Origin of the sequence: uncultured Veillonella sp. (genome assembly GCF_934190855.1) — a bacterium.
Lineage (GTDB): Bacteria > Bacillota > Negativicutes > Veillonellales > Veillonellaceae > Veillonella.
This window is the reverse complement of the sequence record NZ_CAKPTN010000013.1, coordinates 1-21609: the sequence shown is the minus strand read 5'-3', so window position 1 is coordinate 21609 and position 21609 is coordinate 1. Positions and strand designations below refer to the sequence as shown.

The 21609-nt window shown below is 40.5% G+C and carries 23 protein-coding genes and 3 tRNA genes; 1 reads left to right on the top strand and 25 read right to left on the bottom strand.

Annotated features, from left to right (window positions below):
- Positions 1–1224: AAA family ATPase (locus tag Q0F90_RS01765; RefSeq protein WP_296002746.1), on the bottom strand; the 1224-nt coding region annotated here is incomplete at its 3' end.
- A gap of 517 nt (positions 1225–1741) precedes the next feature.
- On the opposite strand from Q0F90_RS01765, the gene Q0F90_RS01760 reads away from it, so the two are divergent.
- The gene (locus Q0F90_RS01760; protein ID WP_296002743.1) at positions 1742–2161 is read left to right on the top strand and encodes a type II toxin-antitoxin system death-on-curing family toxin; all 420 of its coding nucleotides are present in this window, start codon (positions 1742–1744) and stop codon (positions 2159–2161) included.
- A 39-nt stretch (positions 2162–2200) separates the two neighbouring features.
- On the opposite strand, the gene Q0F90_RS01755 is transcribed toward Q0F90_RS01760, so the two are convergent.
- The 24 genes from Q0F90_RS01755 to Q0F90_RS01640 all read right to left on the bottom strand — a co-directional run.
- Positions 2201–2277: transfer RNA gene (locus tag Q0F90_RS01755), tRNA-Arg, on the bottom strand.
- A gap of 97 nt (positions 2278–2374) precedes the next feature.
- Positions 2375–2448, bottom strand: a tRNA-Gly gene (locus Q0F90_RS01750).
- Between the two features lie 11 nt (positions 2449–2459).
- Positions 2460–2536, bottom strand: a tRNA-Pro gene (locus Q0F90_RS01745).
- Between the two features lie 263 nt (positions 2537–2799).
- Positions 2800–4005, bottom strand: coding sequence for an NADP-dependent malic enzyme (locus Q0F90_RS01740; protein WP_296002739.1), 1206 nt, complete (start codon positions 4003–4005; stop codon positions 2800–2802).
- A gap of 267 nt (positions 4006–4272) precedes the next feature.
- A complete protein-coding gene (gene speD, locus Q0F90_RS01735) occupies positions 4273–5055 on the bottom strand; it encodes an adenosylmethionine decarboxylase (RefSeq protein ID WP_296002735.1) in 783 nt (260 codons plus the stop codon).
- Positions 5056–5141: 86 nt separating this feature from the next.
- On the bottom strand, positions 5142–5639 hold the full coding sequence (locus Q0F90_RS01730; protein ID WP_295782912.1) for a metallophosphoesterase: 498 nt from the start codon (positions 5637–5639) through the stop codon (positions 5142–5144).
- Between the two features lie 66 nt (positions 5640–5705).
- A complete protein-coding gene (locus tag Q0F90_RS01725) occupies positions 5706–6281 on the bottom strand; it encodes an XTP/dITP diphosphatase (RefSeq protein WP_296002732.1) in 576 nt (191 codons plus the stop codon).
- A gap of 1 nt (position 6282) precedes the next feature.
- Positions 6283–7038: a ribonuclease PH gene (rph, locus tag Q0F90_RS01720; RefSeq protein ID WP_227721499.1), complete on the bottom strand. Its 756-nt coding sequence runs from the start codon at positions 7036–7038 to the stop codon at positions 6283–6285.
- Between the two features lie 201 nt (positions 7039–7239).
- On the bottom strand, positions 7240–8700 hold the full coding sequence (locus Q0F90_RS01715) for a histone deacetylase (RefSeq protein ID WP_296002729.1): 1461 nt from the start codon (positions 8698–8700) through the stop codon (positions 7240–7242).
- Positions 8690–10420 (bottom strand): hydantoinase/oxoprolinase family protein, encoded by a 1731-nt coding sequence (locus Q0F90_RS01710; RefSeq protein ID WP_296002726.1) that lies wholly within the window; start codon positions 10418–10420, stop codon positions 8690–8692. The genes Q0F90_RS01715 and Q0F90_RS01710 overlap by 11 nt, the downstream gene beginning before the upstream one ends.
- A 64-nt stretch (positions 10421–10484) precedes the next feature.
- On the bottom strand, positions 10485–11135 hold the full coding sequence (locus Q0F90_RS01705) for a coenzyme F420-0:L-glutamate ligase (RefSeq protein ID WP_009352036.1): 651 nt from the start codon (positions 11133–11135) through the stop codon (positions 10485–10487).
- A 12-nt stretch (positions 11136–11147) separates the two neighbouring features.
- Positions 11148–11687 carry a hypothetical protein gene (locus Q0F90_RS01700; RefSeq protein ID WP_296002721.1) on the bottom strand — a complete coding sequence of 180 codons (540 nt, stop codon included), beginning with the start codon at positions 11685–11687 and terminating at the stop codon, positions 11148–11150.
- 12 nt (positions 11688–11699) lie between these two features.
- Entirely contained in the window at positions 11700–12503 is an 804-nt protein-coding gene (gene murI / locus Q0F90_RS01695) for a glutamate racemase (protein WP_296002719.1), read from the bottom strand.
- Positions 12496–12915 (bottom strand): thioesterase family protein, encoded by a 420-nt coding sequence (locus Q0F90_RS01690; RefSeq protein ID WP_296002714.1) that lies wholly within the window; start codon positions 12913–12915, stop codon positions 12496–12498. Before Q0F90_RS01690 ends, murI begins: the two co-directional genes overlap by 8 nt.
- Before the next feature lie 116 nt (positions 12916–13031).
- The gene (locus tag Q0F90_RS01685) at positions 13032–13376 is read right to left on the bottom strand and encodes a YkvA family protein (RefSeq protein ID WP_296002711.1); all 345 of its coding nucleotides are present in this window, start codon (positions 13374–13376) and stop codon (positions 13032–13034) included.
- A 19-nt stretch (positions 13377–13395) separates the two neighbouring features.
- Positions 13396–14247 (bottom strand): hypothetical protein, encoded by an 852-nt coding sequence (locus Q0F90_RS01680; protein WP_296002709.1) that lies wholly within the window; start codon positions 14245–14247, stop codon positions 13396–13398.
- A gap of 137 nt (positions 14248–14384) precedes the next feature.
- Positions 14385–15152: an SDR family NAD(P)-dependent oxidoreductase gene (locus Q0F90_RS01675; protein WP_296002706.1), complete on the bottom strand. Its 768-nt coding sequence runs from the start codon at positions 15150–15152 to the stop codon at positions 14385–14387.
- An 11-nt stretch (positions 15153–15163) separates the two neighbouring features.
- Entirely contained in the window at positions 15164–15958 is a 795-nt protein-coding gene (locus Q0F90_RS01670) for a TSUP family transporter (RefSeq protein WP_296002702.1), read from the bottom strand.
- A 65-nt stretch (positions 15959–16023) separates the two neighbouring features.
- Positions 16024–16320 (bottom strand): YerC/YecD family TrpR-related protein, encoded by a 297-nt coding sequence (locus Q0F90_RS01665; RefSeq protein ID WP_004693609.1) that lies wholly within the window; start codon positions 16318–16320, stop codon positions 16024–16026.
- 9 nt (positions 16321–16329) lie between these two features.
- On the bottom strand, positions 16330–16983 hold the full coding sequence (locus Q0F90_RS01660) for a methionine ABC transporter permease (protein WP_273298949.1): 654 nt from the start codon (positions 16981–16983) through the stop codon (positions 16330–16332).
- On the bottom strand, positions 16964–18010 hold the full coding sequence (locus tag Q0F90_RS01655) for a methionine ABC transporter ATP-binding protein (protein WP_296002698.1): 1047 nt from the start codon (positions 18008–18010) through the stop codon (positions 16964–16966). Before Q0F90_RS01655 ends, Q0F90_RS01660 begins: the two co-directional genes overlap by 20 nt.
- 57 nt (positions 18011–18067) lie before the next feature.
- A complete protein-coding gene (locus tag Q0F90_RS01650; protein WP_296002693.1) occupies positions 18068–18925 on the bottom strand; it encodes an aminotransferase class IV in 858 nt (285 codons plus the stop codon).
- Between the two features lie 166 nt (positions 18926–19091).
- Positions 19092–20213 carry an acyltransferase gene (locus tag Q0F90_RS01645; RefSeq protein WP_296002690.1) on the bottom strand — a complete coding sequence of 374 codons (1122 nt, stop codon included), beginning with the start codon at positions 20211–20213 and terminating at the stop codon, positions 19092–19094.
- A 10-nt stretch (positions 20214–20223) separates the two neighbouring features.
- The coding region (locus tag Q0F90_RS01640) for a DUF4127 family protein (protein ID WP_296002687.1) at positions 20224–21609 on the bottom strand (1386 nt) is incomplete at its 5' end.

Below are 21609 nucleotides of genomic sequence, written 5' to 3'. Positions count from 1 at the left end.
TTCAATATCAGACGCGCCCATTTGAGATACAGGAATACCGGTCATTCTTTCAACGGCTTCAGCTACGTCATTCACTTGAGCTACTACTTTTTGGTTTTCTGTATGGTTATCAAGCTCTGCTTGTAATTTTTGAATACGCATTTTTTCGTTAATAGCGGATTCATAATCTTCTTTTTGAGCATATTCCTCTTGTTTTGCTTTTGCTTCTGCAATATCTGCTTCTAATGTTTTAATATCAGTTACAGGATGTTGAGATGCCAAGTGAGCTGCAGTTACATCGATCAAGTCGATTGCTTTATCTGGCAAGCTACGTTGAGGAATGTATTGTACGGAATAATCTACCGCTGCTTTCAAAACAGCGTCAGGTAATTCAATATTATGATGTGCTTCGTACAATGGACGAATACCTTGCAAGATTTTGAAAGTATCCTCTGCAGATGGTGCGTTTACTTTTACTTCATTGAAACGACGAGCCAATGCAGCGTTTTTCATGATTGTATTACGGTATTCATCTTGTGTTGTAGCACCGATTACGGATAAATCACCACGAGAAAGAGCAGGTTTCAAGATATCTGCTAAACCTTTGGAGCCTTGACCATCACCAGTGGAACCAGCACCTAAGATTTGGTGGATTTCGTCGAAGAACAAGATAATATTGCCAGCGGCTTTTACCTCTTTAATAAGGTTTTGAATATTTTCTTCGAAAGAACCACGGTATTGAGTACCTGCTTCTAAGCCAGAAATATCGATGGAAATGATTTCTTTATTTCTAATAGCAGCTGGTACATCGCCATTTACAATAGCTTGTGCCAAGCCTTCTACTACAGCAGTTTTACCTACACCAGCATCACCTACGAGTACTGGATTGTTTTTAGTACGACGTGCTAAGATTTCTGCTGTTTCTTGAATTTCTTTATTACGACCAATTACAGGATCGAGTTTACCGTCACGAGCTTGGTCAGTCAAGTTAGTACCTAAACGAGCAAGGATACCATCTTGTTTAATTTTACCTTGTTGTGCAGCTTGAGCAGCTTGCATTTCTTCATTAGATGGTAAACGACCAGTTTGACGGTAGTAAGCAAACTCCTCAGGAGTTACTTCACGACCATTAATTTTATAACGACGGTTTTCTGTGGAATAACCACCCATGTTACCCATCAATTGATTGAACAAGTCGTTCATGCTACCAAAATCGCTACCAAAGTTATTGAAGTTGTTGTTCATATTAATTACCTCACTTTTTAACTACAAGTATATAAGTTTGACTTTTTAAGTCTGTTTAATTTCTTGCTTTATTTCTAGGTTTCTTCAACCTTATGTCATTATAATAAACTCATTAAGTCAAAAAGTCAATAGGTCAAAGTAAAATTTTTTGACTTTTTTGACTTTTTATTTGACCAATTCAATTTACGTCGCAAGAATATAGATAAATACTGGGTTTACAAGAGACAATTAACTTTGAACTTTTGAGTTTTTTATTATAAATCAGATTGTTTATATTGATTTATTCCCTATATAATAGATATAAAGGTCAAATATATAGTAAATAGAAAAGTCAAAAATATAGTAAAGGAGTTTAACCTATGATGTCAAAAGATTCGAAAATTACCAATCACAAAACGAACCACGAATCCTCTATCATAACCAGTGATACTAATAAAGAGCTAAAAAAGCAGATAAAAGATATCTCGCAACAAGTATTAAAACGTAATTATGACCTATATAAAGCATTGGAGAATAAATGAGTACACCTAACATTCAATTTACCGTACAAGACATCTGTGAACTCCATACACAGTTAGAAGAGGCATTTATCCTTTCATCAGGTATCCGTGACAAAAGCTTATTAGCCTCAGCAGTAAATGCCCCTTTTCAAACCTTTATGGGTAATGACTTATATCCATCTATCTACGATAAAGCGGCACAATTATGTTATGGCATTGCCAATAATCATCCCTTTACAGATGGTAATAAACGAACTGCTCTCCACAGTATGTATGTGTATTTAATCATTAATGGATATGATATTACCGCTACACAACAAGACGTTGAAAATTTGATTATTAATGTAGCTGCAGGAAGAATGCATAATACAGAATTATCAAAATGGTTACAACATAATACAATTGAAATAGAGCAACTATCGTTCTCAGAAAAATAAAAAGCGGATAGCTCATTACGAACTATCCGCTTATTTCTTTGGTGATCCAGGAGGGATTCGAACCCCCGACCCACGGCTTAGAAGGCCGTTGCTCTATCCAACTGAGCTACTGAACCATGTGGATTACCTATATATGTAATTATCTATTATAGTATAAATTATGTAGTATATATCGTCAATATGACGTTTTACCCTAAAAAAGGCAAAAAAAAATGGAGCGGGTGAAGGGAATCGAACCCTCGCGACCAGCTTGGAAGGCTGGGGCTCTACCATTGAGCTACACCCGCAAATAAAAAAATGGTCGGAGCAGCAGGATTCGAACCTGCGACCCCCTGGTCCCAAGCCAGGTGCGCTACCAAACTGCGCTATGCCCCGTCATTAATTACTTTGCTATTATAGCAAACCCGGTAGTTGATGTCAACCACTACTCTTGCTGAGTTTTCTACTCTTTCGAGTATCGCTCTGCAACGAAAATAATTATATCATCGATACCAAATAGTGACAAGTACTTTTTTACAACTTCATTAATTTTTTAAATTTTATTCATCTATATACAAAACATGCACCTCTTTCGAGGTGCATGTCATATTGTTCTATAGTTATTTTATGGTTATGCTAATGCTTTAACAGCAAATAGATTAACCTTCGTAGCTACCGTCTTCTACTACGCCAGGGTTCTTAGCGATACCTTGTTTTACAGCAACTTCAGCAACTGCTTTAGCAACAGCTGGAGCTACACGAGGATCGAATACGGATGGCATTACGTTTTCTTCGTTCAATTCGCTGTCAGGAATCAAGTTAGCCAAAGCATCAGCAGCAGCTAATTTCATTTCATCAGTGATTTGAGACGCACGTACGTCGATAGCACCGCGGAATACGCCAGGGAATACCGCTACGTTGTTGATTTGGTTAGGAGCGTCGGAACGACCTGTACCAGCAACGCGGATACCAGCAGCTTTCATATCTGCATATGTAGCTTCTGGGTTAGGGTTAGCCATTGCGAATACGATTGCATCGTCAGCTAAGTTTTCCAAAATTTCTTTTGTGAATACGCCTGCTGCGGATACGCCAAGAAGAATGTCAGCGCCTTTAGCATTTTCAGCCAAGTCACCATGTTTTTCTTCAAGTTTAAGCAAGTCGATTAACTCAGATTGCAAGGAGTCAAGACGTTTGTAATCTTTGTGCAATACGCCAGAGGATACTAACAATGTAATATCACGAGCGCCTGCAAGGTATAACAAGCGAGCAATGTTCGCACCAGCTGCACCAGCACCGTTTACGATGATTTTAGCAGTCGCTAAATCTTTTTTAACTAAACGAAGAGCGCCTTTTACACCAGCTAAACATGCGATTGCAGTACCATGTTGGTCATCATGGAATACAGGAATTTCCAATTCTTCTTTCAAGCGATTTTCGATATCGTAGCATTTAGGAGAAGAAATGTCTTCCAAGTTAATACCAGCAAAGTTTTTTTGCAATAATTTTACAGTGTTGATCAAAGTATCAGCATCTTTAGTATCTACAACCAATGGAATGCAGTCTACATCGCCGAATTTTTTGAACAATAAGGATTTACCTTCCATTACAGGCAATGCTGCTGCAGCGCCGATATCACCAAGACCAAGTACACGAGTACCGTCGGAAACTACGGCAACCATATTGGAACGGCATGTTAATTCGAAGGATTCAGCTTCGTTATCTTTAATACGCAAGCATGGCTCAGCTACACCTGGAGTGTAAGCTACAGACAAGTCATGAGCGTCTTTCAATTCATATTTAGTCCCTACAGTGAGGAAACCTTTCAATTCACGTTTTTTCTGTACTGCTAATTCACGTACGTCCATAATAATTCTCCTTTGTGGAAACACTCGGACTCTTTAGAGTCGGTAATTAATACCATAAACTAATTGTATTATACAAAATGATAAATAACAACACAAGTTTTTTTGATATGATTATCGATTTTTTTAGATTTAAATGGTATTAGTCTCTGTTAACAATAATTATGATAAGAAAACAAAAAGTAGATAAGCCAACTAAGGCTTATCTACTTATGCATTATATTCGTATTTTGCTATATATAGATTTTGAAAAATATTTCAAATTTATGATTAAGCTTTCACAGATGGTAAATTACGACCATAGAATATTTCCATCATTTCTTGTTTTAATTGCTGTTTAATTTGCTTAATTTCACGATCACTCAATTCAGCTTCAGTAATACCAAAGAGATAGTTATCTAAATCGAACTCTTTTAGCATCATTTTTGTATGGAAAATATTTTCTTGATATACATTTACATCGATCATGTTGTACATGTTGCGAGTTTTTGCATTGATGTAGTTTTGGATGGAATTGATGCGATGGTCGATATAGATTTTCTTACCAGATACGTCACGAGTAAAACCACGTACATGGTAGTCCAATGTAAGGATATCGGAGTCAAAGCTTTGAATCAAATAGTTGAGTGCTTTAAGCGGAGAAATCTGACCGCATGTAGACACTTCAATGTCGGCACGGAACGTGCTAATCCCTTTGTGCGGATGGCTTTCAGGGTAAGTATGTACAGTAAGGTGAGATTTATCAAGATGCATGACTACATCTTCTTTTTCAATTTCCTCTTCAGAAATCAAAATCGTTACAGACGCACCTTGAGGATCATAGTCTTGTTTCGCTACGTTAAGGATGTTAGCACCGATAATACGGCTTACTTCTGTTAAAATAGCTGTTAAACGATCTGCATTGTATACTTCATCAATGTACTGAATGTATTGTTTTTTCTCTTCTTCCGTACGAGTATAACAAATATCATAAATATTAAAACTCAATGTCTTAGTGAGATTATTAAAACCATATAATTTCATTTTAGGCTTTGCTTTAACTGGTGTATCCATGATATGTCATAACCCTTTCCATGCATAGACTTACTATTTTTCTGAAAGCTTTTCAAACTGTATCAGAATAAGCTTTCACCATATAACTAAACAATTTCTTGTTTATACACAAACTCTACATCAAACTGACCATTATCGTAGGTAACGATGGCAAAGGTACCACCGGAGCGGTCACGAGCCAACGAAATACTGCCAGGATTCACAAATACCGCATCACGGACACGAACCTCACCATGATGATGGCTATGGCCAGATACGATAAGGCGCGCACCCATATCAGTTCCTAACTCAATCAGTTTTTGTATACGATTATAATATGATACCTCATGACCATGAGTCATGTAAATATAGGTATCCTCTAGGGGAATCAACTGTTCTCGCGGCTCAAGAGGTTGTACACGGTCGTTATTGCCACGCACGGCATACACAGGAATATCCGTATGTTCCTGCATGTAACGAGCATCATCACCAAAGTCACCGGCGTGAAGCCACATATCAATGTCTTGATCTGCTGTAGCCTCTAAGACGAGGTCAATATCCTCTAGATACCCATGGGTATCACTTAAAATACCAATTCGTTTCATTTTATAAGTTCTCTAATACTATTATATTACATATTTATATGAACTATACCATATAGTTCGAAAATATCAAAGTTTGTTAATTAATTCGCGTAATGCACGGCCACGATGACTAATTGTTTCCTTTTCTTCGATGCTAAGTTCAGCCATTGTTTTCTTGAACTCAGGCACATAGAAATACGGGTCATAGCCAAAGCCATTATCCCCTTTTGGCTCGTCTTGGACAAGGCCATCGCAATAGCCTTCTGCTGTCACTTCACGACCATCAGGATATACAAGGGCTAAAGCACACACATAATGGCCGGTACGGTCGCTTTTACCCTGGAGCTCACGAATCAATTTTTCATTATTAGCTTGATCATCGCCATGATGACCTGCATAACGAGCAGAATACACACCTGGGGCCCCATTGAGAGCATCTACAGTGATGCCAGAGTCGTCAGCAAGGCATGGACGATTTGTTGCCTTTGCATAATAGCGGGCTTTTAAAAGAGCATTTTCCATAAAGGTTGTACCAGTTTCCTCTGGTTCCTCAATGGAAATGACCTCTTTTACCGGGACACAGTCGATAGATAAATGGGAAAAAGCCTCGGAAAATTCACGAATCTTTCCTTTATTACCTGTAGCAAGTACGATTTGTTCCATCTTACACCTCCGGAGCTGTAGGATATACCTTACCTACCTTATCTGCTGTCGCGCCAAGTACTTCACGTTGTTTAGCCATGAGCTCATCAGTAGCAGCCTCTGCTAAATCAAGTAATGCGTTGAGTTCATCACGGTTAAAGGTACCGTGTTCGCCTGTGCCTTGTACCTCAACCATGTTGCCAGAGCCGGTGCGCACTACATTCATGTCAACGATAGCGGCACTATCCTCTTCATAGCAAAGGTCTGTAATAGGACCGTCAGGACCAATACCTACGGAAATAGCGGCACAAAAATCAGTAATTGGGAATTTGCCTGCTCCACCAAAGGTGAAATCCACCGCATCAACGAGGGCCACAAAGGCACCTGTAATAGAGGCTGTACGCGTACCACCATCGGCTTGGATAACGTCGCAGTCGATCGTAATAGAACGTTCACCAAGAGCTTCAAGGTCTACGACAGCGCGCAATGCACGGCCGATAAGACGTTGAATTTCTACGGTACGGCCCGTTTGTTTCCCCTTTGCAGCCTCACGGCTTACGCGAGTTTGGGTAGAACGTGGCAACAAGGAATATTCCGCCGTTACCCAGCCTTGGCCAGAACCTTTTAGCCAGCGCGGCACAGAATCCTCAACAGTAGCTGTACAGATAACCTTAGTCTTACCGCACTCAATGAGTACAGAACCTTCTGCATACTCTGTAAAATTCCGTGTTATTTTAATAGGTCGCAATTGACCTGCTGTTCTATTATCACTGCGCATAGGAACCTCACCATTCTAAAACTAAACATTAGAACGCCCCTTACACAAAGGGGCGTTATTTCTTCTTATTATATCACATGTTAACTATTTTTTATTACATGAATCAGATTGTAATGTCCGTTACGAACATAATATGGTGCATTTCCATAAAAAAATCATTACCATATTATAAACATCTCTACCATATTATAAAAACCACAATCATAGTTCATACTGCCCTTCACCAAGTGGGTCTACCACAACATAGCGACTAGCTCCACCTTCTGCTTTAGCCCGTTTAGCCTCTGCAATGGCATCTTGACGAGTACCTTCGTCCGCTTGCCAAGGGATGAACATTGCATATACACTTTGCGGTCCGTATGGTCCATATTGTCCTCGTGAAAGTACGCTATGCCATCCTACTTTATCGTCGTACATGCGAACCTTTTCAAGGCGTTCCTCTTGTACGCCCGTTTCATCATAGTACACATTGTAGTGGTTAGACCATATATCACCTACACCTGTGCGTTCCTCTTCGGCCATCTTATGTCGATTAGCCCATTGCACCTTCCACTTAGCAATGAGGTCATCTATATAAGCTGTTACGTTTTGGCTTTGCTTATATTTAACAGGGTCAAAGGCAGGTTCTACGACCTTACTATAATCAAGACCTGCCATAGATAAGATGATACCCGTATTTACATAAGGTAATGCCTCCTGTACAGAGTAACCACCTTCTAAGACGGCTATATCAGCTTGTAATAAATCCACAAGCTCGGCATAGCCCTTTGCGGTAACCTGCATATTTGCCAAAGGATCACTAAAGTGATTGTCTTGACCAGCTGAGTTAATAACAATATCTGGATTAAACTCTTCAAGGATAGGCAATACAAGCTCACGCATGACCTTCATCAAGCCTTCGTCACCTGTGCCTGGCGGCAATGGGATATCTATATTGCCACCGATGGCTTGTGGCCCACCGAATTCATCCATAAAACCGGTGCCAGGATATAGGGTTCGCCCATCTTGGTGGAAACTAATGTATAGCGTATCTGGGTCATGATAGAACACATCTTGAGAGCCATCCCCATGATGTACATCTGTATCTACTACAGCAACCCGTTTAATACCATAGGTTTGTCGCATATGCTGTATCATGACAGCTTCAATGTTAATGGTACAGAATCCACGGATACCATGAACCATGGCCATCGCATGATGCCCTGGAGGTCTAACGAGGGCAAAGGCACGGTCTACTTCGCCGCGCATAACCGCATCAGCAGCCGCAATAGCACCGCCCGCTGACACACGGTGCGCTTCCGTTACCCAAGATTCTAAATCAGGAGCCCCCACGTGGACACGCTCTATAGTATCCCAATCGGCTACAATAGGATTATATTCTTTAATATTAGGTATATCTAATAAGCCTTCCTCTACAATTTGATCTCGCGTATATAGCAATCTCTCTTGTCGTTCTGGATGGGTTTCAGAAATCTTCCAGTCAAAGGCAGGGAAAAATACTAAACCTAAACTATGTTTTGGTACATTTTCATCAGTATTTACCGCATGACTTTTATTCCTATCAGCATTTAATGCGTCACCTACATTTGAATTGGTATCCTTATTCATACCGGCCTGTACAACTCCTTGACGTTCCCGATAGGATAGTCCTTTATTCCACATAGTGTTTCACCCCCGCTTCTAGCTGTACTTTCACGGTAATTAAACGTTCCATCGATTGCCAGCCCTCAACAACAGGGAAGTCTTCAATGCTAATAACCTCAACCTCTTGCGTTTTATCTAGGCCTAGACGCAAAGCCTCTTCAATAAGAGTCTCTTTTGCACGCTCAATAACTTGTTCAGCTCGTTTTAAGGTACACGTTTGTTGCTTAATGCCTAACTCAGGAATGACAAGCAAGCGACGTTTTGTATCCACATGTACGGTAAGTTCAATAGTCGATAAAGCGAGAGCCGCACCGATAGCATTAGCCACCGCTGCATTTTCCGGAATTGTAACAGGCAGATTCAAATATTCACCGATACTTGGGCCTAGGCCAGGGGCTGTGCCACCTACTACGACTAATTGAGCCGGTACAAATATATCAGGATTTACAATATCCGCTACTACATACACAGGTCGTTTGTTTTCTGCCTGCACCACCTCATCGATACCATGTTGAATTGTTTCTAATGCCTTTTCAACGATAAGCTGTGCCACATCTAAAACCGATATATTACTAGCATATTGGTTTTCAGAATTATGGTCCCCCAATATATCTCCACATTCATCCTCTTTCCACTTAGCCTGTAACACATCAGCTAAGTGTTGTAAGGATTGTGTAGCAAGTTCAGCCTTACCATAACTTGCGTGACCTAATACAATGAGAGCATCCCCCAATGTAGGTTCATTGCCACCTAAAGCCGCAGATGGACCTATTCGTTCAGGTCCTACCGTAAGGTTACCATCTGCAATGCGAACTACGGACTCACCGCCAATACCAACAGAAGTAACAGCAAAGGATCGCACCGCACTTGGGTATTCTCGGATGGATACACCATTTTTAGTCATCAATGGTTTTCCATGCTTCCATAGAGAAATATCTGTAGTGGTGCCCCCAATATCTAACGCTACAGTATGTTCATCACCAATGGCACCAAGGGCAGATAGACCAAGCACAGTGGCTGCAGGTCCTGTAAAAGCAGTCTCTACAGGTCTACTCACCATATGTTCCATAGGCAGAGAGCCACCATCGGCCTTTAATATATGAAGTGGAGCCTTAATATTTCGTACACTTAATGCATCTTCCACGTTTTTCTTAAATACTGTAAATACTGGCATTACAGCACTGTTAAAGTAAGCACTTATAGTACGGCGAGGGAAATTCAAGGAGCCGCTCAATAAACTGCCATTAGAAATAGTATTATACGTTTCTTGTAATACTTCTGTTATAGATAACTCCTCTTGAGGGTTACGGACACCAAATTTTGCAGATACAACGGCCAAATCAGTACCACTACGAGATTGAACCATTTTTGCAATATCACGTACCGCATCAGTAGAGGTACGCTCTACCACGATACCTCTGTGATCTGTGTAGCCCTGAAGATATATAGGGGTCACAGGGAAAATATCATCTACGTTTCGCCCTGGACCTGTTACTACATAGAGATCTACTACTTGCTCCTTTTCTTCTACGATGGTATTTGTCACCACTGTAGTAGATAAGGTTACTTGTTCAATATTCGATGTATCACAACTATCTAAGACTGCATCTAAGGCCTCACCTATGCCCTGCATTAGATTATCCTTTGTAGTTCGTTTTTTTGCAGATGCTACTACGCGATGACCATCGATAATAACGGCATCTGTAAAAGTACCACCTACATCTAAACCTAATAACATAAAACCTCCTAATTACAATATAAAAAGGCTGTACCCATCTCTATGTGATGAGTACAGCCTTCTGTTATTTACCAGATACAGATGCGTAATTTTTGATGATAACAATTGGAGTCATTTGGCTATCATTACCAAATGGATTGTCGATCAACAATTGTGCAATTTTCTTAGCATCAATGCCACGGCTTGTACCTAAGATAGCGGACCGTTTCAAGTCATTAACGTCAGCTACTACAGCGCCATAGCAACCTGTGCGAGATACGATTTTCTCAGCTACTTTATCAGGGTTTTTAGGACCATGTACGATATGTTTATCGAATGGAGGCATAGTGCCTGTTACATCGTCAGCCAAAGATGCTGCACGAGCAATAGCGTAGAATACGCCTGGTTTACGGAAAATCTTAGCGATGGCACCTAAAATAAAGGCGCCCAATACCTTCCATTTACCATCTACATCCATAGCCGCTTGCATACCATAAATGGATGCCATGGAACCATCTGGATGGATAAAACGATTAATTAAACGAGCTTGCCAGCATACGTCTAATTCTTCTGGACGAGTGAAATTTCCTTGTGTAATAGCCACTACAGATTCAGCTACACATACGATGTCTTCTGGTCCAATATTATGACCACCATATTCAACGATAGCATCTACGATGTCATCATTATCTGTAAGAATACGTGTTGGTACACATACTAACTCTAATTCTGCCATTGAAATGCCTCCTTATTGGCCTAATGCGGCCTCTACTTCTTCTGGGGTCAAACGAATACGTTGTTTATCAATGTGGTAATCTTCACGACCCACCACTTGGTAGTAAATGTCGATATTCATATAAGGGAAGCCCTTAATATCTTCTCGAATATTGCCATTTTTACCTGTTAATGTAACGTATACACGGATAGTGCCACCTTTACGTGGTTTGATGATAACAGCTTCAAAATAGCCATCGTGACGTGGGCGGTTAATATCCATAGCCCATGCGTCTACTTTCACAGAATCAAATTGTTCCTCAGGCAATAATGGACGTGGGAACAAGTCCATAATCGTACCATTTTGACGACCTTTATTTACGAAAGGAACGTCACAGAACAATGTAATAGATTCAAAGTTTCGATCAGATACTTGGAAATTAGTTGCTCGTTTTGGCAACAAGATAACCTTTTCATCACCTTGTTTCAATACGAACAAACGGAATAATAAATACAGTACTGCAATAGCCACAATGATGGATACTACTACAGTTAGGACGTTATAAAACCACATAGGGCATCTCCTTTATAGTGTAATATGTTCAATGGTACGACGATTTGTATCGAGGAATGACGCACTTAATGTATCGCCAAGGTCAATATCCTTTGTGAAATACAGTTTCACAGTACCAAGGTTTTCTTGAGGATTATAGAGGTCCTTACGCTCTAAAATACGACGCACAAGATCGCTCGTTTCATAAGCAGGATCTACGAACTGGATACGACCAGTAGATAATTCCTCTAATAAAGGTTTAACAAATGGGAAATGAGTACAGCCCAAAACGACTACCTCAATTTCACGAGATAGCAAAGGCTCCAAATACTCTTTACTTACGTCACGAACGAAAAAGTCATCTAAATGACCTTGCTCAATGAGACCTGCCAATTCAGGGCAAGGTTGTTCCCATACCAGCACTTCGTGATCAACTTCTAAAGCAACATGCTTATGAATATGGCTATTTACAGTTGCCACAGTCGCCATAATGCCAATAGTCTTGCTTTTACTTTCACTAATAGCCGTTTTAACGCCTTGAGAAACCCCAACAACTGGAACAGATACGCGTTCACGTACCTCATCAAGGGCAACAACGGTGAAAGTATTGCAAGCAATAACCATCAATTTAACAGGCTGCTTCTCAAGCGCCTCTGCAATACGGCATGCTAAATACGTGATTTCATCATCACTGCGATTACCTACAGGATTGTTGGCATTATCACCGATATAGATAAAATCTTCATTTGGAAATTGTTCTTGTAATACCTTTAATACTGATAGTCCGCCTACACCGGAGTCAAATACGCCGATAGGCAATTGTTGTACATTATTCATTAGGCATCTCCTCAACAGCGGCTAACATAGGCTGATAAAAAGTGTCGTCTAATCGCACAATCTTTCCTGTTGATTTTGACATAAAAGCGTTCTTAGTTTCTCCCGTCGCCAGAAGCGCACCATCACTAGCGCGTTTCATGCGATACCGGAAAACCATTTGAGCCCGCGTCATTTTAACCAAGTACGTTTCAATGTGAAGTTCATCATCGAAATTCGCTGGCTCTTTATAATTGCAAGATACGTTCATGATAGGAAACACAATATCCTCATTCATCATATCCCACAGGGTTACACCGATGTGACGAAGGAATTCAATACGCGCCATTTCAAACCATCTAAAGTGGTTACTATGGTGCGCAATCCCCATCATATCAGTTTCGTAAAATCGTACATTTACTGAAGCAATATGCATAAATTCTGTCCTTTTTAAATAGTATACAATTTTTATTGTATATCTATTACTTTAGGGTGTCAAATAATTAAAGGCAGTTCAATCACTGTGGATCAAACTGCCTTAAATGGTAAAAGTTAGCGACTGCTACCAAATGGGAAGAATTTTTTTGCCTCTTCTTGATGGCTCGTTTTAATGTAACGATTCGCAATCTTAAAGGCTATTCCGAGTACCGCCACATCATCTAACCAACCTAATACGGCAATCGTATCCGGTACAACATCAACAGGCAATATGAGATACCCTAAGGCACCTGCAATGACTGCTTTTACATATTTCGGGGTATCTTGATCTCGTAAACAGAGGAACAAGGTTACCGCTTGTTGTACAAAGGCTAGTTTCTTACCATATCGGCCAAGAAAACCTACAAATCTTGATTCGCTAAAATACTTACCGTATTTAATAATTTTTATGGGATTCATCGTAATAATCCTTCAGCGCTTATTTGCGCAAACCGCCAATTTTATCTTTCGCTGTGCTAACAGTATTTGCAGCAGCGTCTTTTGCTGTTTCTACAGCATCAGAAGCTTTAGTTTTTACTGTGTCTACTGCTGCTTGTGCAGAAGCTTTAGCCACTTCTACGCCACCTTTAGCCAATTCTTTGGCTACATCAATATTTTCTTTAGCAACGTCAATTTTTTCTTTCGCTGCATCAGATACTTTTGCTACAACTTCAGCTGCATTGTCATGAAGTTGGTATTTTGTTTCGTTATTCCATTTATCAATAGCAGGTGTTACTTTTTCTTCGTAAACTTGTTTCAAAGTTTCTTTAGCAAGACCTGTTTCGTTAGCAATACCTGCCCATACGTCGCGTTGACCTTGTGTGAAAGGAATGCTAGCGCCTGCATCACGAACGATTTCAGATGCAATAGCTTTACCGCTTTCAAGGAATTCAGCAACCATTGGTTTGTAACGTTCGATATCAGAAGGCATACCATCTTGAATCCAAATATGAGCAATTTTACCAATAGCATAAGTTAATCCGATAGCTACAGGAACGCGAACTGCTTTCAAAGGAATAAGAAGGGAAATAGCCGCTGTACCTACAGCTGTGCTAAGACCACCAACTAAACCTACTACAGCACCAGATTGTAATTCTACATCATACAGATGAGCTATACGAGTTACCATGTACGTAGCATTGGCGCACAAAGCAACACTGCTGAATTTAGGGGACAATGCTAAAGCCGCTGCACGACCTGCACCCCAGAAGATAAATTGTTCAACTTGATAGTCACGATCTTGAGAACCATCCATAAGTGGCTCAAGTGTTACGCCATTATATTCTGCCATAATTATTCTCCTTTGTTGTGAACCAACTATAGGTCATATTATTAGTATTATTATACCATTCTATTGATAGAAGTGAAATGAATTTTTGTAATTATCTATAGATTTAAAAAATAAAATAACTTCCAATATTTTCTATATTACCAACTAGTGAGACCACCGTCGATAGTCCAAGCTGCACCCGTTACAAAGGACGCTTTATTGCTCAATAAAAATACAATTACTTCCCCAATTTCATGAGGCTTCCCAATACGTCCTAATGGATAGTGTTGGCCCATTTCAGCCTTTGCAGCAGCCTTATCTTGATGAGCATTAGCAATCTGTTTATCTACTAAGGATGTATCTACATCACCAGGACATACGCAGTTAACGCGAACACCATGCGGTGCCATCTCAAGGGATAAAGATTTTGTAAAGCTCACCACCGCACCTTTTGATGCGCCATATACAGAACAAGCTACATTGCCTTGCAAGCCCGCATCACTAGCAACGGTTACGATACTCCCCTTTGCAGCACGCAAATACGGAAGCGCCGCTTGGCACAAAAACACAGTGCCTTTTACGTTCGTTCCAAACATTTCATCGAAAGCGGCCTCTGTCACATCAGATAGCAACTCTTCTTCATAGTAACCCGCCGCCGTTACAAGAGCAGACACACCACCAAATAGCTCCACCGTTTCTTTTACAATGCGCTGACAATCTTCAATGTTAGATACATCACCTTGAATGTACTGCACCTTTGAAGAATAGCGGCGCAGCTTAGTCTTAGCCTTTTGACCAGATTTTTCGTTTCGGCCATTGATGACTACGCACCAGCCTTCTTTTAGTAAAAGCTTGGCCGTAGCAAAGCCAATACCCGATGTACCACCACTGATCAATGCCACTTGTACATCACTTTTATGAGGCATACTTTGCCCTCCTATAACGTTGAAATATAGTCATACACCAATTTCAACAACATCACTGTCGTTACTGACAAGAACACTACACGCACTAAAGACGAACCCTTAGCAATCGCTAGATGAGAGCCTAAATATGCGCCTATAATTTGTCCCGCCCCTGTGGCAAGACCATATTTAATATTGACATGCCCTAAATATAAGAACACCAATAAAGACGCTACATTACTAGTAAAATTTAATATCTTCGCATTAGCTGATGCGTGTAAAAAATCAAATCCTGTAAAGATAAAGCCCATAATCAAAAATGTTCCTGTACCAGGTCCGATGAAACCATCATAGACACCAATACCAAGAGCAAAAGCCATACATATATATAAAGCTTTGCCCGCTACTGCAGAAGTGCGGTTCACCTCGCCCCAATCCTTTTTGAATACTACAAAAAGTGTAACACAAACGAGTAAGATGATAATAATAGGCTTTACATATAATTGGGGCAACGATACAACCGCCAATGTACCAATCATAGAACCAATAAAGGTAAATGGCAATAGTTTACGAACTAAAGAAAAATCAACCATATGATTCCGCAAGAACGTAATCGATGCACTGCCAGCCCCAAAAATACTGGATAATTTATTACTACCCAAGGCCATACTCGGCGGAAGATTTGTTAATAACATGGCTGGTACAGAAATGAGTCCACCGCCGCCCACAATGGAGTCAACAAATCCTGCGAAAGCCCCCGCTACGGCGAGCAAAATGAGTATAAGGATATCAAATGGTAAACCTGTTACCTCAATGAGCCACTCCATATAAACCTCCTACAGATAGCACATCAACGGTCGCCAAAGGGCCACCGTTGTCATGCTAGTTTATATTATTTTGCACCTAGACGATCTAGCGCTAAGGTATAACCATCAGCACCATAGACTAGGCATCGTTTTACACGGCTAATCGTTGCCGTACTCGCACCTGTTTCTTCTACGATTTTTTCATAGCTATCCCCTGCGCGCAACATTTTCGCAACTTGCAAGCGTTGAGATAAAGCTTTTAATTCATTAATCGTACAAATATCTTCAAAGAATGCATAACATTCCTCTGTATTTTCAAGCGTTAAAATAGCGGTGAATAACTCATCGTTTTGTTGACTTCTCAATTTTTCATTGATGCTCATAGGATCCTCCTACTTCTTATTCATCGCTTTAGACCAAGCATCACCAATCATTTGTACAACTTGTACCAAAATAATTAAGATGATGATGGTAGCAATCATAATATCTGCTTGGAAACGTTGATAACCATATCGGATAGCAATGTCACCGAGACCACCGCCGCCAATAGCACCAGCCATTGCAGAGTAACCGATAAGGTTAACGATAAGAACCGTTACATTGTCAATAATCGTAGGCAATGCTTCTGGTAATAACACTTTCCAAATGATTTGGAGCGGGCTTGCACCCATAGATTGAGCCGCCTCAATAACACCAAAGTTGATATCTTTAATAGATGTTTCTACGAGGCGTGCTAAGAATGGAATAGCAGCAATTGTCAAAGGCACACAAGCTGCCGTAGTACCGATAGATGTACCTACTACCATACGCGTGAACGGAATGATAGCAACCATCAAAATAATGAAAGGTACGGAACGCGTCGCATTTACGATGGCGCCCAACACTTTATTGAGAGCTACATTTTCTAAGATGTGACCTTTAGAGGTTACCACCAACACAACACCGAGAGGAATACCAAGCAACATTGCCATTACCGTAGAGATGATGGTCATTTGCAATGTATCAAGGGTACCAGTTATGAGAAGATTAATGATTTGCTCTGACATAACCGATCACCTCGCTTTCAATTGGTAATGTTTTGATGTAGTCTAAGCCTGCTTGTGCATTCTCAGGATCGCCATTTAAGATGACGATAAGGCGACCAACACTTATATTTTGGATGTAATCAATACCACCGAAAAGGATGCTTACGTCCAAATTAAAGCGTCGTACAAGACCTGCTACTACAGGCTCATCTGCTGCTTGACCTGTAAATTTAAGGCGTACTAACGGAGCCGTACCTGCAATCCATTGGTCATGCAATTCAAAGTGTTCCAAAGCTTCTGGAGGCAAGTTATCACTCACTACAGAGCTAATGAACTCTTTTGTTGTATTTTCGCGAGGATGTGTGAACACTTCAACAGTGCTACCTTCTTCAAGGATAACGCCGCCTTCAATAACTGCTACACGGTCACAGATTTCACGGATAACATGCATCTCATGTGTAATGAGGACGATAGTGAGGCCCATTTTTTCGTTGATATCTTTCAACAATTTCAAAATGGAATCCGTTGTTTGTGGATCGAGAGCAGATGTAGCTTCGTCACAAAGGAGAACCTTTGGATTAGACGCTAAGGCACGAGCGATACCAACACGTTGTTTTTGACCACCCGACAATTGAGACGGATAGTTATTCATACGGTCTGTAAGGCCTACGATATCAAGAATCGGCGTAATACGTTCCTTGATTTCTGCCTTGCTCATACCTTGTAATTCCAATGGGAACGCCACATTATCATATACTGTGCGTGAGGACAAAAGGTTAAAATGTTGGAAAATCATACCGATATCTTTACGTGCTTTACGTAAATCGGATTTACTAAGTTTTGTTAAGTCTGTACCATCTACAATAACAGAGCCAGATGTAGGAGCTTCAAGCATGTTGATGCATCGAATTAATGTAGATTTACCGGCACCAGATTGACCGATAATCCCAAAGATTTCACCTTCTTTTACATTGAGGCTAATATCTTTCAATGCTTCCACACGAGTCGCGCCTTCATAGACTTTACTAATGTGTTCTAATTGTATCAAAATAATTTCCTTTCTTAAGGTAAAAGTTTTTACCATTCAATGAAATCGGCTTACCTATTAAGGCAAACCTTCTTCCATCAATTTTTCTAACGCTTCCCGTAGACGAAGTGTCACATGACCAGGTTTACCACCAGATACAGGATTTCTGTCTAGCTTGATAATTGGGATGACACCACCAATTGTATCGGTAAAGAATAGTTCGTCCGCATCATCAACAAAAGCGCGGTCGAATTCTTTTTCGATGAGAGTAATACCTAAAGATGGTGCAACGCGTGTCACAATCATTTGACGTGTGATGCCCTTCAAGATGTGATTATCTGCTGGATGGGTATACAAGATACCATCTTTTACAGCAAACACATTAGAAGTAGCGCCTTCTGTACAAATGCCATCGCGGAATAACATGGCAGTATAAGCAAATTTCTTTTCTGCTTTTGTTTGAGCCAAGATATTTGGAATCAAGTTTGTCGTCTTAATGTCTACTTTATCCCAACGCTCATCAGGTAATGCAATAGCCTTTACGCCTTCACCCAATTTATTCACTTCATCTAAATTCAAATTGCGGATAGACATGAGCATTTGCGGTTCTAATTTAGAACGATCGTATGCATGACGACGTGGTGCCACACCACGGGAGATTTGTAAATAAATATACCCCTCTTTGATTTCACTTTGCTCGATTAAGATTTCGTGCAACTCTGTTAAATCATCAGGAGTCATTTTTACAGGAATATCCATTTCACGCATAGAGCGATACAAGCGATCTTGGTGATATGACAATGCGAAGCAACGGCCTTTTACGACGCGCACAACCTCGTATACAGAGTCACCAAACAAATAGCCACGGTCATCAATGCTGATAACCTTAGCACCTGGTTCAACGAATTCACCGTTAAAATATGTTAATTCTTGCATAGGAGCACCTCTTTTTCTATTTCGTTACTCTATCAAGTAGTAATCATGGACTTATTATAACACAATTACTTTCAAATTTTCACACTTTACTTTGTGAAAGATATTATTTAGATATATAAAAATCCGCTAGGATACCATAGTTAAAAACTATATCCTAGCGGATGTATTAATTTCCTAATATAAATTTACGCAACGGTTTAGGCACATAATTTAGAGCTACCGTAGTCAAATACGACAAACCTAACGCCATAACATACATGGCCAAAACATTGACCACTGTATAAAGGAGATTATATTTAGCCATCACACCAGAGATGATCAACAACCAAAACGGATGAACTAAATAAATACCATAGGACTTATCCCCTATCTCAGACCATATGGATTCCATTGTTACATTCATAGGCAATGTTTGGAACAGGAACAAGCTAAACATCGTTCCCAATCCAGTATAGAGGACACCCATCGGACTCATTTGATGCACTGTATAAATGGCTTCTAGTACTGTGTAATGCCATACGTCCATAACATAGTAATAGGATCCAAGCATCAAGAGCACAGAGCCTACAGCACTAGCACCTAATAGATAACGATACCGCCACATGTACTCACAGACCGTTTCGTATCGTTCAGCACATACGGCACCTAAGAGGAATATCCACACATAATGAATTACCCAATAGTTGAGTCGCATATCAAAGAGATATTTCAGTACAGGATGATTACTGAGGTTTTCCATAACCCAACGACCGAGCATATAAGATGACACATAATCAATAGCTACTTGGATGACAAAGAGTAAGACCATCCAGAACACGGGGCGTTTTAAGATGACTTTCACCATAGCACGCCACAGCGGCATCATCACGTAGAACCACAGCAAGATAACCATAAAGTACAGATGATACATAGATGTACCAAATAATAGGTTAACCGCCAATGGACCAGGATGTAAATTACCGAGGTTATGCGCCGTCAGTCCTGTGTAGAGCAGATAAAATATGGACCATGCAATATATGGAAATAGCACCACCTGAATACGGCGGTGCATAAATTCCTTATATGAGAATGGTCCCTCTACAGAGGTATGATAGAACAAACCAAATGCAGAGAGGAAGAAAAACGCAGGCACCCCAAAGCGCGATAGAATTTCTAAGACGCTAATGAGTTCCAAATTTACAAAAGGGTTTTGCAATGCGTAGGATCCTACATGAATGCCGATAACACCGAGCATACAGAGGCCACGCATATAAGTAATTTCCGGTAAAAATGCTTTTTTCATAGCCATTCCCTATTCATTATTGACCAGGTACAACTGCAGGTGTCGGTATAATGCGCGGACCTTGAGATGTAGTAGCTGGTTGTTTAACTACTGGAGCTGCAGACGCTGTAGTTTTAGGAGCGTCAGCTTTTGCTGGTTGAGCCGGTTGTGCCGGTGCAGCTTGGCCATTAGCTTCTGCCGCCGCTTTTGCAGCTGCTTCTGCTTTAGCTTTAGCTTTAGCTTCTGCTTCAGCTTTAATACGCGCTTCTTCTTCGCGTTTCAAGCGCAATTCTTTTTCAAGAGGTACCACTGGTTTGTCGTAAATAGTGATATCTGTTTCAAATAGACGGCCCCAAGGGAATGTAGCTTTTACTGTACGAGGATCTACTTTCAAGTATTTTTCAGCGAAATCTTGAATACGCTCGCCTAAGTAGCTTTCAAGACGTTCGTTCAACTCGCCAGAATAACGCACATTATCTGTACGAATGGAATCTTGCATACGATAAATATCTTTACGGATATTCGCTTGGTATGCCCAGTTGTCCAAGTATTGTTGCGTCAACATGTTGCGATGCCCCTCTGGACTCATGGATTTCAACAACAAGCCTTGAGCAATAGCATAACCTACCGTATTACTTGCTGTATTCCAACCATTGTACGCACCGATTTTGTATAGCATGTCGCGTTTGTACATAGCGGATACCAATGTGTTATCTGCGCCATTGTTGAAAGCAATATCTGCAACGCTTACGTTCACGCCAGAATCAACAGCTTGTTGAATGCGATCTACGAAAGCATTTGTAGAGTTAGAAATCATTGGGAAGTTTTCAAAGTTTTCAGACTCGCCAGTGCTTGTGGTAAGCGGTGTATTTACAGCCAACAACACTGTTGGTTTGCCTTGTGTCACCATAGTGCCACCTACAGCCTCAACGTGTTGTGCAATTGTTTTATCGATTGTTTGGTCTTCGTAGCCTGGCAATGTTTTACCGCCACCACCGAGTGGATAGATTACGGAGAATGTCGGCTTTTCTGTGCTCACATCTGTACGAGAACGAGCCATCAATAAGAGACCAAGTTGGTCTGCACCAGGGAAGCTACCATATTTTTCAACAGGAATATCCTTGGAGTATTTGCTGAGGTAACGACTTTCTAATGCAGATTGGGATAATTGAGATGTATCATCATGACCCAATGCAAAGTAGTCGAACACGCCACTACGTGTTTCATCAATTAACTCTTTGTTGATTTTCATATTCTTTTGACGACGATCAAACCAATCTTGTAAGTATTCTACAGGAACAGAGGCTTGAAGGCTCATCAATTTTTGAGTTTCCTCTTGAGTCAAGGAACCAGAGTCCAATTTATCTTGTAATGCAGCGATTTGGAAGATTGTTGGACCATATTCAGCATAGTAAGCTGGTTC

Bases quoted from the DNA above. Each gene is read 5' to 3' on its own strand.
- Q0F90_RS01680 (WP_296002709.1), bottom strand. From the start codon at position 14,247: ATGGCAGAATATAATGGCGTAACACTTGAGCCACTTATGGATGGTTCT.
- rph (WP_227721499.1), bottom strand. From the start codon at position 7,038: ATGCGCAGTGATAATAGAACAGCAGGTCAATTGCGACCTATTAAAATA.
- Q0F90_RS01725 (WP_296002732.1), bottom strand. From the start codon at position 6,281: ATGGAACAAATCGTACTTGCTACAGGTAATAAAGGAAAGATTCGTGAA.
- Q0F90_RS01700 (WP_296002721.1), bottom strand. From the start codon at position 11,687: ATGTGGTTTTATAACGTCCTAACTGTAGTAGTATCCATCATTGTGGCT.
- speD (WP_296002735.1), bottom strand. From the start codon at position 5,055: ATGGATACACCAGTTAAAGCAAAGCCTAAAATGAAATTATATGGTTTT.
- Q0F90_RS01685 (WP_296002711.1), bottom strand. From the start codon at position 13,376: ATGAATCCCATAAAAATTATTAAATACGGTAAGTATTTTAGCGAATCA.
- Q0F90_RS01715 (WP_296002729.1), bottom strand. From the start codon at position 8,700: ATGTGGAATAAAGGACTATCCTATCGGGAACGTCAAGGAGTTGTACAG.
- Q0F90_RS01760 (WP_296002743.1), top strand. From the start codon at position 1,742: ATGAGTACACCTAACATTCAATTTACCGTACAAGACATCTGTGAACTC.
- Q0F90_RS01645 (WP_296002690.1), bottom strand. From the start codon at position 20,213: ATGGCTATGAAAAAAGCATTTTTACCGGAAATTACTTATATGCGTGGC.
- Q0F90_RS01660 (WP_273298949.1), bottom strand. From the start codon at position 16,983: ATGTCAGAGCAAATCATTAATCTTCTCATAACTGGTACCCTTGATACA.
- Q0F90_RS01675 (WP_296002706.1), bottom strand. From the start codon at position 15,152: ATGCCTCATAAAAGTGATGTACAAGTGGCATTGATCAGTGGTGGTACA.
- Q0F90_RS01710 (WP_296002726.1), bottom strand. From the start codon at position 10,420: ATGTTATTAGGTTTAGATGTAGGTGGTACTTTTACAGATGCCGTTATT.
- Q0F90_RS01665 (WP_004693609.1), bottom strand. From the start codon at position 16,320: ATGAGCATCAATGAAAAATTGAGAAGTCAACAAAACGATGAGTTATTC.
- Q0F90_RS01705 (WP_009352036.1), bottom strand. From the start codon at position 11,135: ATGGCAGAATTAGAGTTAGTATGTGTACCAACACGTATTCTTACAGAT.
- murI (WP_296002719.1), bottom strand. From the start codon at position 12,503: ATGAATAATGTACAACAATTGCCTATCGGCGTATTTGACTCCGGTGTA.
- Q0F90_RS01670 (WP_296002702.1), bottom strand. From the start codon at position 15,958: ATGGAGTGGCTCATTGAGGTAACAGGTTTACCATTTGATATCCTTATA.
- Q0F90_RS01650 (WP_296002693.1), bottom strand. From the start codon at position 18,925: ATGCAAGAATTAACATATTTTAACGGTGAATTCGTTGAACCAGGTGCT.
- Q0F90_RS01740 (WP_296002739.1), bottom strand. From the start codon at position 4,005: ATGGACGTACGTGAATTAGCAGTACAGAAAAAACGTGAATTGAAAGGT.
- Q0F90_RS01690 (WP_296002714.1), bottom strand. From the start codon at position 12,915: ATGCATATTGCTTCAGTAAATGTACGATTTTACGAAACTGATATGATG.
- Q0F90_RS01730 (WP_295782912.1), bottom strand. From the start codon at position 5,639: ATGAAACGAATTGGTATTTTAAGTGATACCCATGGGTATCTAGAGGAT.